This window comes from Pantoea sp. R13S299 (genome assembly GCF_048515925.1).
Taxonomy (GTDB): Bacteria; Pseudomonadota; Gammaproteobacteria; order Enterobacterales; family Enterobacteriaceae; genus Pantoea.
This window is the reverse complement of record NZ_JBLYEF010000001.1, coordinates 883,030-900,104: the sequence shown is the minus strand read 5'-3', so window position 1 is coordinate 900,104 and position 17,075 is coordinate 883,030. Positions and strand designations below refer to the sequence as shown.

Here is a 17,075-nt window from a genome sequence, read left to right as displayed (position 1 = left end):
AACCTCTCTTAACGTTTGATAGCGAAACTGGCGGCGTAAGCGGCAGGATTGCTGCCATCCCAGACTTTGCCGTCGATCAGGGTGCTGCTGCGCATCTCACTGGCGGGCAATGCAATCTGCCCGACGGCGCTGGCGGCCTGTTTGTAGATGTCGATGCGGTTGATCTGGCGGGCCACGGCGAGGTAATCGGGATCGCTGGCGAGCAGTCCCCAGCGTTTCATCTGCGTCAGGAACCACATGCCATCTGAGAGCCATGGAAAACTGACGTTGCCGTTGTCGAAGAAGCGCATCGGATGCGCGTCCTGCCACGACTGCCCCAGGCCGTTCTGATACTGTCCGAGCATTCGCCCCTGCAGCGTTTCCACTTTGGTATTGATCCAGGCGCGCCCGGCTAACACCTGCGCGGTTTCACGGCGGTTATCGTCTGAAGCGTCAATCCAGCGCGCCGCCTCCAGCACGGCGGCAGTCAGCGCGCGGGCAGTATTAGGATTCTCTTTCACCCACTGCGCGCGGGTGCCGAGTACTTTTTCAGGATGCTCCGGCCAGATCTGCTGGCTGGTGGCGGCGGTAAAGCCGATGTTGTCGCTGATGGCACGCTGGTTCCACGGCTCACCGACGCAGTAGCCGCTCATGTTGCCAATCTTCATGTTCATCACCATCTGCGGCGGCGGCACAACCACGGTGCGCACGTCGTTAAACGGATGAATGCCGGCATTGGCCAGCCAGTAGTAGAGCCACATGGCGTGCGTACTGGTGGGAAAGGTATGGGCGAAAGTCAGGCTGCCTTTGGGGCGGCTATCAACGGCTTTTTTCAGGCTGGCCGCATCGGTGACGCCACTGGCTTTAAGCTGGTTCGACAGTGTGATCGCCTGGCCGTTATGATTGAGCGTCATCAGGTTCGCCATGTCGTGCTGCGGCCCCGCTACGCCAAGCTGCAGCGCGTAGATCATGCCGTAGAGCACATGCGCTGCATCCAGTTCGCCGGAGGTCAGCTTGTCGCGCACCGCCGCCCAGCTCGCCTCTTTGCTGACCTGCAGTGTCAGGCCATATTTCTTATCGAAGCCTTTTACCGACGCCATGACCACTGGCGCGCAGTCGGTAAGCGGAATAAAGCCCACCCGCACCTGCGCCTTCTCTGGCGCGTCGGAACCTGCCGCCCAGACTGCATTTCGTAATCCCGGAACGATCCAGGCCGCACCCAGCGCAGCACCGGAGATCAGCGCCTGACGTCGTGTCAGTGAAAATGGCGTTTTGCTCATCATGTTGCCCCTGAACAGAAATAAAAAAAGGCGTCCTCCGACAAGCCGAAGCCTGCGGATGGACGCCTTTATCCAAAGCACTGATCCCACCGCCATTGGCGGGAGCAATGCGTACTCTCTGTAAGGTTAAAGCAAAGGGTGTGCCAGATCGCCGAAGCCGCGTGAATGCCGACTGACAGCAATGCACTGGTGAGAAATTAACCGTTTTTGCACGTTTCTGACGCAGATCACGCACAAAGGCTGTGCAGCTACCTCATCCGGGTTAGGTGTTCAGGGTCTTCGCCACCGCCAGCACTGCCTGTGCGATTTCCAGTACCCGTTTGTTCTGATTCATCGCACTTTTGCGCAGCGCCTGCCAGGCGGCCTCTTCGGTGAAACCCTGCTGCTGCATCAGCCAGTGTTTGGCCTGATCGATCACCCGTCGCTCGTCAAGTGAGGCGCGCATCGACGCCAGCTCGTCTGCCTGCTGTTGCAGACGCTGCGACTGCTCACCAATCAGCGACAGCACCGAGCGCCCAAGCTGCGGAGCCAGGCCGTCACTGTTGAGCGCAGCCGCACCGGGCAGCCAGTCAGCCCCGGAGACGTAGAGCGAGAAGTTGCTGTCGCCCTGCACGACCGGAAATGCCGACTGCTGCTGCGCCTGAGCAATCGCCTCACGGCAGCGCTGCATCAGCGTGGCCGTCAGCGCATCCTCCAGCGTTTTCATCTGGTCCAGCCGCCCGGAGAGCAGGGAAAACCAGTGCAGCGCACCGGTCTCGTCATACTTTCCGCCGGTGCAGGCGATGCGCCGCAGACGTTCGATGTCCTGACCCGGCTGGGCCAGCGGCAGCCAGCTTTCACAGGCGGCGCTGTCGGCAAATTCCCGGAAAGTGGTAAAACTCTGCTCCTGGGCCGCAATCAGGGCCACCATCTGGCTGCGCTGGTCGGGCGTGAACTGCCCCGCCGCAAAGCCAGCGGAGCCGATGGCCCGCTCCTGTCCGGCCAGCTCTTTGCCCTGCATAAAGCTGAACAGGGCGATTAGCGCGCGGGAAATGCCGGGATAGCTGGCGGTGTCGGCCGCCTCAAACACCAGATTGAGTAAGGTGCGGATCACCTGATTAAAGGCGGCCATCGCCGCAGCCTGATCCAGCTCACCCAGGCTGATTTGCTGGCGCAGCGCGGGCAGACCGTCCAGCGCCTGGAGAGCGGCCGCAATCAGGTTACAGAAGCGGCTATAGCCGGGCTGCGCCACAGCAAGCGGCAGCACCCGATAAAAGTGCTGCAAACCGTCGCTGACCTCCTGCTGGCGGGCGAGACGTTCGGCGCTGAACAGCGCGCCGTCTGAGCAGATCCAGAGGTTGTTCGCGCCACGCTCACGCTGCAGCCGATGAACCAGTTCACTGACGGCGGCCATCAGCTCGCCGGTCTCAAGCAGCCGTTGCAGGCTGGCAATATCGCTGTCACGCGAGGCCTGTAGCCAGGTCATGGCATCACTCATTGCTTACCTCTGTGAGGTTAAAACCTTTTTGTAGCAAAAGGCGTGCCGCTTTCCGGAAAAAAAGGGGCCACAACAGAGGCGTAAATTCTGATTTTGATGAGATTCTTAACACAAACTGATAAATTTTTTCGGCAACGAGTTATTAGTAAATCTTAATAGTTTCCAATCGGATTCATTGCATGTCAGAATGCGCGGCACTGTTCTCAATCAGTTTGTCTCTGCGATAATTCAGTTCGCTTTAACTATCACATTAGCTGGCGCTTTTCTTACACCGAAACCCGCCCGTAAAGCGCCTGCTATCACGCATCGGCAGTGGGTGCAATGGTTTGAATTCTCAAAAGTCTTAGGTAGACTGAACACGTTACTATCCTGATGTAAACTGACCTTTTTTTGAAAAACAGAATTTCGGCACGATGCGGCGCGACAAACAGCGCCTCCTGGCATCGGGCCCGGCAACATGCAGATACTTTGATGAGATCACGAGGAACATGGTGAAAAAGAGTCTTGCGTTAACACTGCTGGCGGTTCTTACCCTGGCAGGCTGTAAGGCCCCGCCGCCGCCCGTCACTGACGATACGCTGGTCACCAGCGAAATTAACGGCGTCAAACTGGTCCATCGACACGCTGTCGCGGCACCGACGGAATTTGAGCCGGTCAATCAGACCTGGCGCGCGCTCTATGGTGCCTCCGTCATGACCTCGCCGGATTACGGCGGCAAAGTGGTTCGCTATCTCGAAACGGGTAAACCGTTTGAAGTATTAGGTAATGTGGAACATAGCTGGCTGGCGATTGCTGACCAGGCTGACGGCCCGCTGATCGGTTATGTGCCGCTTAAAGCAGGCGTAGCGAGCGATCGTTACGATGTCACGGTGCAGAGCGATCGTCCCCGTCCCCGCAAAACCAAACAGGTCTGTGTGGCCGTCGGTGGGGCCAGCAAAGCCTGTCGGACTAACGATACCGCGACCTGGATCTTAGACTGAATATGAAATCCGGCGCATATTGCCCGCAGCACCGTCCCGGGCTGCGGGTACAGGGATTGGCCATTGGCTGGAAGATCACTAATTAATGACTGTGGAATCCCCTGCGCGTGAGGCGACCCCCTCAGGCAATGAGAATCTATTACTTCAGGCAGCGGCGCCACTGCTGAACGCGGTGGTGCAAATTCGTCAGGCAGCCACCCACGACGACCCTGCGGGTCTGCGCCAGTCTCTGATCGATGAAATCCGCCAGTTTGAACAACGCTGTAAACAGGCAGGGCTGCCGTTTGAGATGATTATCGGCGCGCGTTACTGCATCTGCAGCGTGCTGGATGAAGCGGCGGCGCAGACCCCCTGGGGCACGCGCGGCGTCTGGTCTGGCAACGGCATGCTGGTCACCTTCCACAATGAAAGCTGGGGCGGCGAAAAATTCTTTCAGCTGCTGTCACGCATTTCCCAAAGCCCGCAACAGCATCTCTGGCTGCTCGAAGTGGTGCAGTACTGCCTGCTGCTGGGCTTTGAAGGCCGCTATCGCGGCAGTGAAAATGGTCGCGTCCAGTGCGACGGTATCCGTAAACGCCTGAAAACTCTGATTGACGAAACACGCGCTCAGCGCCAGACCCCGCAACCGCCACTGGTTGAGGTGCATCCGCTGGTGAGCACCCTCGCCCGTCCGATGGTGCCGCTCTGGGCCTGTGCCATGCTGGTCGCGCTGATTGGCTGCCTGATCTACAGCGGCCTGAACTGGCGGCTCGGCAATGCTGCCGAACCGCTGCTGCGCACCATCTATCAGACGCCGCTGCCGCAGATTACTGCGGGCCGCCGTCCCTCTTCCCCGCAGGCGCTGCTCGATCTGCGTCAGCGCCTGAATGATGTGATCGCCGCCGGACAACTTGAAGTCAGCGATGGCGCCTTTGGCAGCAAAGTGATTATTCCGGCGGACAAACTGTTTGCCGAGCAAGGCACGGTGATCAATCCGGTGGGCCGCGCGCTGCTGGCACGCGTCTCAAACGCCATGAAAGATGTTAAAGGCACCATTCTGGTTTCAGTGTTTACCGACGATCATCCGGTGGATAACAGCCGCTTTGCCTCCAGCTATGAGTTTTCCTTTGCCCGCGCCCGTGCGATCACTCAACTGTTACAGGTTCAGCTGAATGACGGTCATACGGTTCGCTCTGAAGGCCGTGGCGACAGCGACCCGCTGCTGCCCAACGACAGCAGCGAAAACCGGACCCGCAACCGCCGCGTTGAAATCACCCTGTTTGCCGCGCCTGAAACGCTCAGTAATCACCAAGGAGCACAATGATGCGCGCCTCCCTTCGCCTGCTGCTAACGCACCGCCTGCTGTGGAGTTTTATCGGCGTCACGGCGCTGAGCTGTCTGGTCTGGATGCTGGGCCCGTTCTGGTCATGGGGCGAGTCACGCCCGCTGGAACCGGTTCTGCCTCGTCAGCTCACCGTGAGCGCCCTCTATTTTCTCTGGATTCTGTTCCAGCTGATCCCGTCGCTTTATCGTGCCTGGTTTAACAGCCGCCTGCTGACCCAGCTCGAACTGGCGGGCCACGAGGATTCGGCAGAACGTCAGATGACCGAAGAGCGGCTCAACCAGCGCTTCAGCGAAGCGGCAATGCAACTGAAACGCGCCCAGTTTGGCCGTCGTCACAGCGGCAGTCTGCTCTCACGCTTTAACGCCAATTATCTCTATCAGCTGCCCTGGTATCTGGTGATGGGTGCGCCCGGTGCCGGTAAAACGACCGCGCTGTTTAATGCCGGGCTTGAGTTTCCGCTGACCGATACGCTGGGCAAACAGGCGATTCGTGGCGTTGGCGGCACCCGCAACTGCGACTGGTGGTTCACTGACAGCGCAGTGCTGATCGATACCGCCGGACGCTATGCGCAGCAGGAGAGCCAGCGCGTGCGCGATGCGGCGGAGTGGCACAGCTTTATTAATCTGCTGAAACGCTATCGCACCCGCCAGCCGATCAACGGCGTGATTATGACGATCAGCGTCGCCGACCTGCTGAGTGATTCAGCCGAGGCGCGTTTCGCCCAGGCCAGCGCGCTGCGTGAGCGCATGGCGGAACTGCATCAGCAGACCGGCATTCACTTCCCGGTCTACGTGATGGTGACCAAAACCGATCTGCTGAAAGGCTTTATGAGCTACTTCGGCTCCATGGATAAAGCGCGGCGTGACGCTATCTGGGGCTTCACGTTTAACTGGGATCTGGGCAAGCCGCACAAAGATGACTGGCATCGCCATTTTGGCGAGCAGTTTCAGCGGCTGGAAGAGAATCTCCAGCAGGATCTGGCAGAGCAGATGACCCTGGAGCGCGATCTGAACGAGCGCGCGGAATGTTTCCTCTTTCCGCAGGAGTTCGCCTCGCTGCGTCCGCTGCTGAACGAATATCTGGATATCGTCTTTTCTGAACATCAGGATGCGGTCGCATGGAGCCCACGTGGGCTGTTCTTCACCAGCGGTACGCAGGAAGGTTTGCCATTTGATCGGGTGATGGGTGAACTGAGCCGCAAACTGCAGTTGCGCCAGGCGGGCGACCACTCAATTGCAGCCTGGGATAGCGTTAACCGCAACAGTCCGATTCCCGGCAACAAAGGCCAGAGCTTCTTTATTCGTGACCTGCTCAGCGATCTGATCTTCAAAGAGAGCGGTCTGGCAGGCAGTAATCGCCGCTGGGAGTACCGCAATCAGCTGTTCCACTGGATTGGCTACGGCGTGCTGGCCGGTGCGCTGCTGATCGCCTCCAGTCTGTGGGGCCTGAGTTACTACCAGAATCAACATTATCTGCAACAGGTTGCTGCGCGGGTACCCGCGATTCGTGAGCAGAGTCAGCAGGTGATTCATCAGCCTGCTGATAATATTTTTGATCTGCTACCCTTTCTGAATAACCTGGTGAAGCTGCCGCTGTCGGAACGTTTTTCTCTCGATAATCCGCCGCTTACTATGCGGGCGGGCTTGTATCGCGGCAGTCAGGTCAGCGATGCTGCCTGGGTGCTTTATCAAAATGCGCTTAAGTCTTTGTTGCTGCCGCGCGTGGCGCAGCAGATCACCAACATTCTGCGCAACGATCCGGGTGATGATAACGCCTACAGCCGCAATGCGCTGCGCGCCTATCAGATGCTCTATCAACCACGTAATTATGACGGCGAGTTTTTACGGGCCTGGCTGCTGCAAAATCTCCAGCGCTCCCTGCCCGATACGGTCAGTGCCCGCGATCTGCAGCAGCTCGACTGGCACCTCAGCCAGCTGCTGGATCAGCAGATTCAGTCGTCGCCTTATGCACGTGATAATGCACTGATGATGCGCAAGCTGGCGGATAATCTGAAAATTGCGGGCGAAGCGGGTTCTGTGCTGGCGGTAACGCCTTTGCACCCGGCCCCGCGGTCAAACTCGCATAGCGAGTAATGGTGAGGTGAACATGGCGGCTTACACGGCCCCCGGCTGGTATGGCAAGCTGCCGTCGACCGGTGACTTTCTGCACCATCGGCTGAGCGAGCAACAGATTAGCCCGTGGAATCACTGGTTCCAGCAGGGATTGATGCACTGGCATCAGCAGGCCTGGTCCTTCAGCGCCAACTTTCTTCACGCGCCGGTGTGGAATTTTGTCCTGCCGGTGACCGCGACCCGGCCACAGATACAGATGGGCTGTTTACTGCCCTCCTGCGACCGCGTTGGACGTGCCTGGCCACTGCTGGCCCTGCACAGCTTTCCGCTGGCGCAGTGGCATCCGGCGCAGCTCACTATCTCCGGCGACTGGTTTCAGGATCTGGGCGCGACGCTGTTACAGGCGGTTCAGACCCCGCTGAACGGCGAGCAGTTAGAGCAGCAGATTCAGGCATTGCCGCCGCTTCTGGTGCCCGCCCGCAAACCCTCTGAAATCATGGATGTGCTCGGTTTTCAGGATCTGCCCTGCACGCTGAGCTGGCGTGAAGTGGCGGAACGTTTCGATCCGCAGCAGCATATGAGCTACTGGTGGAGTAACCGCAGCGATGGGTTTGTCCATGCGACCCACAAGCACAGCGGCAACCTCACCGCGCAACTGTTTTCGTTACTGTTTAACCCGGCGGCAGGTTCACTGCCGGGACGTAATGGCCTCTATCCTCCGATGTTCGAGTGAGGCCGGATGCGTTTGCCGTTTAATCTGGGATAACTCATGCAATTTACCATTGTGCAAAGCACTACGGATGTTCCGGTCAAAAGCGTCGCCTTTCAACCGCCTGGCGGCACCATTGGCCGCAGCCAGGACAACGATCTGGTGCTGCCGGATGAGACGCGTGCCATCTCGCGTCTGCAGGCGCTGGTTCATCTGTCCCATGACGGAGAGTGCCGTCTGACCAACCAGGGCAGCGTGACACCGGTCGAACATAACGGCATTTCCCTGGGTCGCGGCATGCAGGTGCTGCTGAAGCATGGCGATGCGTTACGCATCGGTGACTATGCGCTGGAAGTGCGTGACCCCGCCTGCCAGAACGCGCAGAACGATCCCCTCGCGCTGTTCGTGGGCGACAGTGCCGAGCCGGCGAATCCGCTGGGTATTCACGAATATCATGAGATTGATGAGCGGCTGCTGGTCAATGAGGTCACCCCATCCCGCCACGAGCGCCACAACGATGCGCGGCTGGCGATTGATCCACAGGCCAGTGAGCCGCGCCGGGCGCTGGAATCACAGCCGGTGGATCAGGATCGGCTAATCGCCGCCCTGCTCGACGGCATGGGGCTGAGTAACGGTCACGCTACGCCGGTGGATGAAGAGCAGATGTTCATTACCGGCCGGATGCTGAGCCTCTTCTCCCAGGGCACCGTCGCGCTGCTCTCGTCGCGATCCATTCTCAAGCGTGGCGTAAAAGCTGACATGACGATGATTCTGAACGAGGCCAATAACCCGTTCAAGATCCTGCCCTCCGGCAAAACCGTGCTGATGCAGATGTATCAAAGCCAGATGCCCGGCTTTATGCCGCCGGAACAGGCGGTTCGCGATGCGCTGGTCGATCTGCAGGCCCACCAGCTGGGCATGATTGCCGGTATCCGCGCCATTATCGCGGCGATGCTGCAATCCTTTAATCCGCAGCGGCTGGAAGAGCAGGCGCGCGCCGATGGTCTGGTGTCAAAACTGCCCTTTTCCACCGCGAAGAAAGCGGCCTTGTGGGACTACTTCATGCGTAATTACCAGCGTACCGCCGGAGAGATCGAAGACGATTTCCACACGCTGTTTGGCGAGGCCTTTCTTCATGCCTATGACATGGAGGTCAATCAGTACAAGGACTCTCAGACGCGGGTAGATGAAGCATGAAAATCGTTTTTGCCAGCCGCTGCCAGCAGGGGCTACGCGATGATAATCAGGATCGCACCGGCGCGGAACTGGACGAGCGCAAAGCCTGTTTCGTGGTCTGCGATGGCGTGGCCGGTCTGCCCGGCGGCGAGATGGCCGCCCAACTGGTCCGCGACACCCTGTTGAGTCAGATACAGGCGCACGACGACTTTACGCCGGAAATGACCCGCCAGGCGATTGAGCAGTGCCGCCTGGCGTTGCAGGAGGCACAGGGTAAAAATCCGAAATATGCACGCATGAGCACCACCCTGGCGGCGCTGTTTATTGACCGTCAGAAACAGCGTGCATGGTGGGCGCATGCCGGTGACAGCCGGGTTTACCACTTCCGCCGTGGCGCGCTTCATGAGGTGACCCGGGATCACAGTCTGGCCCAGCAACTGAAAGATGCAGGCTATGAAAATACCGGCATTAACAGTAATTTACTCTATAATGCGCTCGGCGCTGAACCGTCTCGTCTGGTGAGCTTTTCGCAGGAGATTGGGCTGGAAGATGGCGACGCTTTTCTGGTCTGCACCGATGGCTTCTGGCTGAACCTCACCAGTGACGAAATGGAACAGGCGCTGCGCATGGTGAACGCCTGCGAAGAGTGGCTGGCTCTGATGGAACAGGCGGTAAGCCGCAACGTGAAGAAAGATAATCTCAGCGCACTGGCGGTCTGGATTGGTGAGCCGGAAGAGGCAACATTGCTCTATTCACTGGCTGATTCGGCGCGCTTCCTGCCGCCTCGTTTTTGATTCCAAGGATCCTTATGAAACTGTGGTTGCCCGGCATCATCACCCTGCTGATGGCCTCTAACGCCCAGGCTGAAAATTATCGGGTGGTTTACTCCCCCAGCCTGGCGCTGGAGGTCTACATCGATAATGTGGTGAGCAAAGCGCCTGACGACTGGTGTAAAGAGACGCTGCCGCTACGCATCGTCTCCGGCAAGAGTAAGGATTCGTCGGTACTGACCACCTTTTTACCGCGCGTCGGCACCCTGCTCGCGAATCAGTGTGGATTACTGGACGAGCTGCCGTGGCAGATGACCAATAAAGAGGGTGGCGTCCTGGCCAGCGGCAGCGCCAGCAAGTTGCAGAACTGGCGCCCTATCGTGATGGCTGATGCCACAGCCAGCGCCAGTGCCAGCAATGCCGTGCCACTCGACCTGTCACGGCCCGCCAACAGCACGCCGCTGCAACACTTTGATCTCCCCAGCGGCTGCCACTTTCGCACCGCCTGGGATGAGAATGCCCAGACCCTGTTTATCCCGGACGTCAGCAAGCAGCAGTGCTCGCCGGACGGCTGGGCAGAAGGCAAGAGTGAACTGACGCTGGCGACGCCGGATCACCCCACGCCGGTCGCGGTCACCTTTTATCAGGGCTATCCCATCGCCAATCTGACGATTCCGGACAGCAAGCTGGAAGTCATCGCCGCCAACAATCAGCGCATGATTGTGACACGCCCGGATACGCCGGATAGCTGGCTGGTGCTGCCCTTTGATGCCCGGCAGCATGTCTGGCGCTTCAACGGTGCCCTGTTGATAAAGATGGATAAGAATGCTGCGCAGCAGGATGCTGACGCCGTGAAATCGCGAGTCGATACATTGCGCAGTCAGTGGGCGCCCTATTTCATGCCACAGCAAAAAGTGAATGTGTTACTCATCGACACCCTGCACGCGGATCTGGTTGATCCTGCCATTGGTGCCTGGCGTAACATCAATTAATTACCGCGCAGCCTGGCGATCAGGCCGTGTACAGAGAGTTCACTATGTCGGCAAATGATAATCCGAAAACTGTTCCGAATGCCCTGCCTGACGGTTACCGTTTCAATGAGTTTGAGATCAAGGAAGTGATCGGGGGCGGCGGCTTCGGCATCGTCTATCGCGCGTGGGATCATCAGCTAGAACGCACTATTGCCATCAAAGAGTATATGCCGGTGTCGCTGGCCGTCCGTGGCGCCGATTTAACGCTGGAGCTACGCGGTGAGCGTTTCCAGAAGCTGTTTAATGCCGGACTGAACAGCTTCATTCAGGAAGCGCGTCTGCTGGCCCGCTTTAACCATCCGGGATTACTGCACGTACTGCGCTTCTGGGAACAGAACGGCACGGCCTATATGGGTACGCTCTATTACAGCGGCATGACGCTGAAAGAGTGGCAGGTCACCAGCCCGGCGACGATCTGTGAAGCCTGGATCCGTCGTCTGTTGCCGCCGCTGCTAGGTGCCATCAGCACCATTCATCAGGCCGGCTATCTGCATCGCGATATCTCGCTCGACAACATCCAGTTGCAGGAGAACCAGTTGCCGGTGCTGCTGGACTTCGGCTCGGCGCGTAAAGAGATTGGCAATCTCTCTGACGAAACGGAAATCATGCTTAAACCTGGCTTTGCGCCAATTGAGCAGTACAGCGAAGAGGGTGAAGTCGAACAGGGACCGTGGACCGATATCTACGCCCTGGGCGCGGTGCTGCACAGCCTGATTACCGGTAATCCACCGCCGGTGAGCGTGGTGCGCTGCATTGAAGATAATTATCAGCCGCTGGTGGAACGCCAGCCTGAAGGCTACTCGCTGCCGCTGTTGCACGCCATTGACTGCGCGCTGGCCATGAAACCCGGCGATCGTCCGCAAACGATTGACGCCTTTGCGGCGCTGATCGATCTGCCGGTCAGTGATGTGGAAGCGGTGGTGAACAGCTTCCCGGTGCCGGGCGAACCGCCTGCTCTGCCGATCGAAGAAGTCGTTGAGCCGGCTCCGCCGGTTGTGATGGCGATGAATCATGCCGCCGCGTCTGCTGAGCCAGTAACGCCGCGCACCGTGCGTAAACTGTCACCAGGCCTCCTGGGTCTGGCGGCCGTGGCTATCCTGGCGGTGATCGTCACGGTATGGCTGACGAATCGCCATAGTGCGACGCCGGAGGTGGTGAGCAACAGCTCAGCCGTGACGCAGGCGCCCGCATCGGCTCCGTCAGCCGCCGCCGTTCCGGCCGCGCTGGCGACGGTCTATCTGAAGCTGGAAAGCGGTGAGAGCGTGGTGCTGAACGGACAGCCGGTCGAGGTGAAACCCGGCAGCAGCGGATTTGCCGCGCTGAATCTGGCGGCGGGCCAGTACAAAATTGACGTGAAGAATGGCAGTGAGATGCACAGCCAGTCCCTGACTATCGATAAGCCCGGCACCTGGCTGATTAATCCGGGTAACTAATCCCGGTAACGAATGCCAGGATCGTAAAAGGGCGCGACAATGTCGCGCCCTTTTCTATGCTGCTTCTGAGCTGCTGACCCGGCTCAGGCCTGCTTCAGGCAGGATTGCTGTAACGTCCGCACCTGATGTGCCAGCCGGCTCAGGCTCTCCTCCTCCATGCCGCGTCGGGTCAACTCTTCTTCCAGCGCAAACAGATACTGCGCATTCGAGCCCAGCGGGCCGCTGGCGGCGGCGATGAGAGGCGCAATCGCCTCCGGGCAGGAGTCTGATTCATAGAGCGGATGGCGCGGGTCCATGATAAAAGTCAGCGCCGTCACGCTGCGGCCATCCTCAAGTTGTAATTCACACCATGTCGGTAAATAACAGCCGGTGATCATCTCACGTTTCCACAGCAGTGCCAGCTCTTCATGCAGGCGCGCTTCCGGCAGACGAAACGCCAGTCCGGTGGTGCGGCCGCCCTGCTTCAGCGCCAGCATGCGGCCTGGGTGCGTGGCGGTGCCACGTCCGGCAATCAGCCGCAGGCAGAAAGCACGATGCCAGCCCTCCAGCGAACCGGATGCGACTTCATCCGCCTCAAAAATCGGGTTCCACATCAGCGAGCCGTAGCCAAAGATCCACACCGGGCTGTGATCGGGACGGCAGGCCAGGGTGGCTGCCAGCGAGGCCGCGCGCTGCTCGCAAGTCCAGAGTAGCGTCTCATCGATATCCCCGAACGACGTTTTACAATCCGCTTTTAATAGAAATTCCCGGGTAAGCAATGCGACCTCCTCAACTTCAACAGCGTCCTGCAGAATGGCTCCAGTAACATGATCTCCAAAACGGCACTGCGTTTCGTTCATCAAATTGACATTAATCTATTTCTGCGCGGGGTTACAAGGGTGATTCCGGTCCCAGCTTAAAAAAAACCAGATAAACCTGATAGCGAAGCCGAAAAAAAGGGCCAGATAATCCTGGCCCTTTGGCATGAACAGGCTAGCGAGGGCATTATTTTTTAGGATGCCACTTATCGTCATCGCCTTTTTCATACTCTTTTTTCACGGCTGACCAGGCGACTTTGTGCGCCACCTCTTCCCGCGATTCATCGCCACGGCGATCTTCCGCCTTTTTATACTGATCCCACGCACTGTTAAATGCCTGCTGATAGATATCCTGCGCATGCGCGGGCAGCACGTGTTTTACGTTGTCTGGTAAGTCGTTTCGGTTAGCGTAAGGCATAACTACTCCTCAGTTTATGGATACCTGTTAAGCCTGGCGCAGCAGAGAAAAAACACAAACAGTGTTTTATCGTCGCTTCAGATTAAAAACCTGAATCAGGCCACACAAGTTATAATGAAGAGCGATTTTTATGGGGGATAATCACCCGTTCAATGGATAAACCCTAATTGTTGTGCACTGATTACTATTGCAATATTTGAGATAACTTCAGGTTAATACCACTTCGAGACTTTATTGCATTTAAGTAAAAAGCAGTAAATTTCTCCCGCTGGGGCGGGTGAAAAGATAAACTGCGCCCTGCCCTAAAACTGATTATATTTCTAACAGCAGCACTTGCTGTGTCCGGATAATCATTAACCAGAGAGGATGGTGAATGCCTTCACATGAAAAAACACGTCACAAGGAATTCTCGCTGATATTTCCCCTTATCACGCTGGGGATACTTTATTTTTTTGGTGCTACCACGTCATTTCCGATAGTCGTCGTTATCAACTTAGTGGCGCTGGTTGCCATTCTCAGTAGCGCATTTGCCGTTGTACGACATGCAGACGTGCTGGCCCACCGGCTGGGCGAACCCTATGGCTCTCTGATTCTGAGTCTCTCTGTCGTCATTCTTGAAGTGAGCCTGATTTCGGCGCTGATGGCGACCGGCGATGCTGCACCCGGCCTGATGCGCGATACGCTGTATTCGATTGTGATGATTGTGACTGGCGGGCTGGTTGGCTTTGCGCTGCTGCTGGGCGGTAATAAATTTGCGACGCAGTACGTTAATCTGGCGGGCGTGAAGCAATATCTGATTGCTATCTTTCCCCTGGCGATTCTGGTGCTGGTGTTTCCCAACGCGTTGCCGGGCGGTAATTTCTCTGTCACCCAGGCACTGCTCATCGCAGCGATTTCCGCAGCGATGTATGGCGTTTTCCTGCTGATCCAGACTAAAACTCACCAGAGCCTGTTTGTTTACGAACACGAAGATGAGAGTGACGATGGGGACCCGCATCACGGCAAACCCTCGGCGCACAGCAGCGTCTGGCACACGATCTGGCTACTGGTGCATCTGATTGCGGTGATTGCCGTGACCAAGATGAATGCGAATACGCTGGAAAGCCTGCTGACAGATCTGAATGCACCGGCACAATTCACCGGCTTCCTGGTGGCTCTGCTGATCCTCTCACCGGAAGGTCTGGGCGCTATCAGAGCCGTGCTGATGAATCAGGTGCAGCGCGCCATGAACCTGTTCTTTGGTTCGGTGCTGGCGACCATCTCCTTAACAGTCCCGGCGGTGACCATTATCGCCACCCTGACCGGACAGGAGCTGATATTCGGCCTGGAGCCACCACAGATGGTGATTATGATGGCGTCGCTGATTCTGTGTCAGCTCTCCTTCTCGACCGGACGCACCAATGTACTCAATGGTGCCGCTCATCTGGCATTGTTTATCGGTTATCTGATGACCATCATGCTGTAACGTCACCGGATTTCAGGCGAAAAAAAAGAGCGATTAATCGCTCTTTTTTTTGCAGCAAACTTACTTGCTGGTATCGAGTTCAGGGAAGCTCTTCACCAGATCGTCAATCGCTTTCATCTGCGCCAGGAACGGCTCCAGCTTATCCAGCGGCAACGCGGATGGGCCATCACACAGGGCGTGTTCCGGATCCGGATGCGCTTCGATAAACAGACCGGCAATGCCGACCGCCATACCCGCACGCGCCAGCTCAGCCACCTGCGCACGACGACCGCCTGAGGCTGCGCCAAACGGATCGCGTGTCTGCAGCGCATGAGTCACATCGAAAATCACCGGGCTGTTTTTGGTGACTTTCTTCATCACGTTAAAGCCCAGCATATCGACAACCAGATTGTCATAGCCAAAGTTGCTGCCGCGATCGCACAGGATAACCTGCTCGTTGCCGCCTTCAGCGAACTTATCAACGATGTTGCCCATCTGACCCGGGCTGACGAACTGTGGCTTCTTCACGTTGATGATCGCGCCGGTTTTCGCCATGGCTTCCACCAGGTCAGTCTGACGCGCCAGGAAGGCCGGCAGCTGGATCACATCAACCACTTCAGAGACCGGCTGCGCCTGAGACGCTTCATGGACATCGGTGATGATCTTCACGCCGAAAGCCTGCTTCAGCTCCTGGAAAATCTTCATTCCCTCTTCCAGGCCTGGGCCACGATAAGAGTGAATAGAGGAGCGGTTCGCTTTATCAAACGACGCCTTAAACACGTAAGGAATACCGAGTTTACTGGTGACGGTGACGTAATGTTCGCAGATGCGCATCGCCAGATCGCGCGACTCCAGCACGTTCATCCCGCCAAACAGCACAAATGGCAGATCGTTTGCGACTTTGATATCGCCAATACTCACGACTTTCTGTGTCATGCCCTTTCCTTTTCAGTGGGTCCGCTTAGTGCAGCGTGACCTGTTTTTGTTCGATTGCGTGAATCTGAACTTTGATCATTTCGCTGACCGGGTCTTCAGGACACTGCTCAACGAAGTAGGTTAAATCATTCAGGGCGATATGGTCGCACTGCAGCTGCGCGTAGATCAAACCGCGATCGCGGATTTCGTACGGATCATCAGGATCGATACGCAACAGCACCTGACTGACGTTCAGCGCCAGCTCCATCTTCTGCTCTTCCATCAACGCCGCTTTCAGCGTGTCGAGCATCTTGCGCATCACGGTGACGGTTTTCGCTTCGTCCAGGTCTTCGTCATAAAGACGCGCGGTCGGGCTGATATTGCCTTTGAGCCACACTTCCAGCGTGTGCCGATCCAGGGTTTCCCCATTGAACGGATTAATCATCCACTTATCGCCATCAATCCAGTCGGCGCGCAGAATCAGCTGCGTCGGGAAAATCACCGGCATCAGTGGCAGTTCCAGCTCGGCGGCGATGTGCAGCAGAATCACGCCCAGTGATACGGCAGTACCCTGACGGGTCTTCAGCACATTGTCGATCCACAGCGCATCGGAAAGTTTATAAACGCCGCTGGCTCCGCGAAAGCCCCACTGGCGATAGAACAGCTCCAGCAGCTTTTCGAGCTGCATGTCAGCATCTTCGATGTCGCTGACATACTCACGCGCTTCGGCGACTAGCGCCGCAAGTTGCGTCTCCACCGACAACGCCGGGAAATCGACGCGGATGGCAAGCGTAGCGCCAATCACCGCTTCACACAGCGGTGTCTGGCTGAAATCTAATTGTTCGGTCGAGGTCATGCTATCCCCATAACGGCATTTTGGTCAGCGCCAGCTTAATGATGGTCACCAGGGCGATTAACGCCACCAGAAAAGCGATCCAGCGGGTGCGATCAGTGCGTGGACGGCGACTCAATGCCACAAATCCTAAGGCGATGTAGATGATAACCGCTAAAAGCTTCTCCGTCAGCCAGCTTCCTTGCGGTGTGAAGGGATAGAAGTGGGTAATCATCACCAGTGAGATACCGGTCACCAGTAACAGGGTGTCGTTAACGTGTGGCAGAATGCGGACCCAGCGTTTCGTCATCATCGCCGATCCCCGGCGCAGCCAGTAAAAACGCAGCAGGAACAGCGTCACGGTAAGCACGACCGTTAAGATGTGCAGATTTTTAATCAGGGGATAAAAGGCGAACATCATCAATCCTTTTTAAAGCG

At 57.3% G+C, this 17,075-nt stretch carries 16 protein-coding genes; 9 read left to right on the top strand and 7 right to left on the bottom strand.

Annotated features, from left to right (window positions below; genetic code table 11):
• Positions 1-8: 8 nt before the first annotated feature.
• The gene (locus tag ACN1CO_RS04440; RefSeq protein WP_419138974.1) at positions 9-1,259 is read right to left on the bottom strand and encodes a CmpA/NrtA family ABC transporter substrate-binding protein; all 1,251 of its coding nucleotides are present in this window, start codon (positions 1,257-1,259) and stop codon (positions 9-11) included.
• A 262-nt stretch (positions 1,260-1,521) separates the two neighbouring features.
• Positions 1,522-2,736, bottom strand: coding sequence for a nitrate- and nitrite sensing domain-containing protein (locus ACN1CO_RS04435; protein WP_419138001.1), 1,215 nt, complete (start codon positions 2,734-2,736; stop codon positions 1,522-1,524).
• A 488-nt stretch (positions 2,737-3,224) separates the two neighbouring features.
• Here ACN1CO_RS04435 and ACN1CO_RS04430 point away from each other — a divergent pair, with 488 nt between their 5' ends.
• The 8 genes from ACN1CO_RS04430 to ACN1CO_RS04395 all read left to right on the top strand — a co-directional run bounded on the left by ACN1CO_RS04430 (position 3,225) and on the right by ACN1CO_RS04395 (position 12,231).
• The gene (locus ACN1CO_RS04430) at positions 3,225-3,716 is read left to right on the top strand and encodes an SH3 domain-containing protein (RefSeq protein ID WP_419137999.1); all 492 of its coding nucleotides are present in this window, start codon (positions 3,225-3,227) and stop codon (positions 3,714-3,716) included.
• 85 nt (positions 3,717-3,801) lie between these two features.
• Positions 3,802-5,019, top strand: a complete 1,218-nt coding sequence (icmH, locus tag ACN1CO_RS04425) for a type IVB secretion system protein IcmH/DotU (RefSeq protein ID WP_419137997.1) — start codon at positions 3,802-3,804, stop codon at positions 5,017-5,019.
• Entirely contained in the window at positions 5,019-7,133 is a 2,115-nt protein-coding gene (gene tssM / locus ACN1CO_RS04420) for a type VI secretion system membrane subunit TssM (protein ID WP_419138973.1), read from the top strand. The genes icmH and tssM overlap by 1 nt, the downstream gene beginning before the upstream one ends.
• A 13-nt stretch (positions 7,134-7,146) precedes the next feature.
• Entirely contained in the window at positions 7,147-7,845 is a 699-nt protein-coding gene (gene tagF, locus ACN1CO_RS04415) for a type VI secretion system-associated protein TagF (protein WP_419137995.1), read from the top strand.
• A 36-nt stretch (positions 7,846-7,881) separates the two neighbouring features.
• On the top strand, positions 7,882-9,018 hold the full coding sequence (tagH, locus tag ACN1CO_RS04410; RefSeq protein WP_419137993.1) for a type VI secretion system-associated FHA domain protein TagH: 1,137 nt from the start codon (positions 7,882-7,884) through the stop codon (positions 9,016-9,018).
• On the top strand, positions 9,015-9,791 hold the full coding sequence (locus tag ACN1CO_RS04405; RefSeq protein WP_419137991.1) for a PP2C family protein-serine/threonine phosphatase: 777 nt from the start codon (positions 9,015-9,017) through the stop codon (positions 9,789-9,791). The genes tagH and ACN1CO_RS04405 overlap by 4 nt, the downstream gene beginning before the upstream one ends.
• Before the next feature lie 14 nt (positions 9,792-9,805).
• Positions 9,806-10,759 (top strand): hypothetical protein, encoded by a 954-nt coding sequence (locus ACN1CO_RS04400; protein WP_419137989.1) that lies wholly within the window; start codon positions 9,806-9,808, stop codon positions 10,757-10,759.
• A gap of 44 nt (positions 10,760-10,803) precedes the next feature.
• On the top strand, positions 10,804-12,231 hold the full coding sequence (locus ACN1CO_RS04395; protein WP_419137987.1) for a serine/threonine protein kinase: 1,428 nt from the start codon (positions 10,804-10,806) through the stop codon (positions 12,229-12,231).
• Between the two features lie 83 nt (positions 12,232-12,314).
• Here the strand turns inward: ACN1CO_RS04395 and ACN1CO_RS04390 are convergent, their stop codons facing one another.
• Both ACN1CO_RS04390 and chaB read right to left on the bottom strand, forming a co-directional pair.
• Complete coding sequence (locus tag ACN1CO_RS04390) at positions 12,315-12,989, bottom strand: gamma-glutamylcyclotransferase (protein WP_419137985.1); 675 nt, start codon at positions 12,987-12,989, stop codon at positions 12,315-12,317.
• 226 nt (positions 12,990-13,215) lie between these two features.
• The gene (gene chaB / locus ACN1CO_RS04385; protein WP_419137983.1) at positions 13,216-13,446 is read right to left on the bottom strand and encodes a putative cation transport regulator ChaB; all 231 of its coding nucleotides are present in this window, start codon (positions 13,444-13,446) and stop codon (positions 13,216-13,218) included.
• Between the two features lie 373 nt (positions 13,447-13,819).
• Between chaB and chaA the strand changes: the two genes are divergently transcribed.
• Positions 13,820-14,911 carry a sodium-potassium/proton antiporter ChaA gene (gene chaA / locus ACN1CO_RS04380; RefSeq protein WP_419137981.1) on the top strand — a complete coding sequence of 364 codons (1,092 nt, stop codon included), beginning with the start codon at positions 13,820-13,822 and terminating at the stop codon, positions 14,909-14,911.
• A gap of 60 nt (positions 14,912-14,971) precedes the next feature.
• Here chaA and kdsA read toward each other — a convergent pair whose 3' ends face one another.
• The 3 genes from kdsA to ACN1CO_RS04365 are packed head-to-tail and all read right to left on the bottom strand — an operon-like array spanning position 14,972 to position 17,055.
• The gene (kdsA, locus tag ACN1CO_RS04375) at positions 14,972-15,826 is read right to left on the bottom strand and encodes a 3-deoxy-8-phosphooctulonate synthase (RefSeq protein ID WP_419137979.1); all 855 of its coding nucleotides are present in this window, start codon (positions 15,824-15,826) and stop codon (positions 14,972-14,974) included.
• Between the two features lie 25 nt (positions 15,827-15,851).
• Positions 15,852-16,661, bottom strand: coding sequence for an invasion regulator SirB1 (gene sirB1, locus ACN1CO_RS04370; protein WP_419137977.1), 810 nt, complete (start codon positions 16,659-16,661; stop codon positions 15,852-15,854).
• A 1-nt stretch (position 16,662) separates the two neighbouring features.
• On the bottom strand, positions 16,663-17,055 hold the full coding sequence (locus tag ACN1CO_RS04365; protein WP_419138972.1) for a SirB2 family protein: 393 nt from the start codon (positions 17,053-17,055) through the stop codon (positions 16,663-16,665).
• Positions 17,056-17,075: the final 20 nt, after the last annotated feature.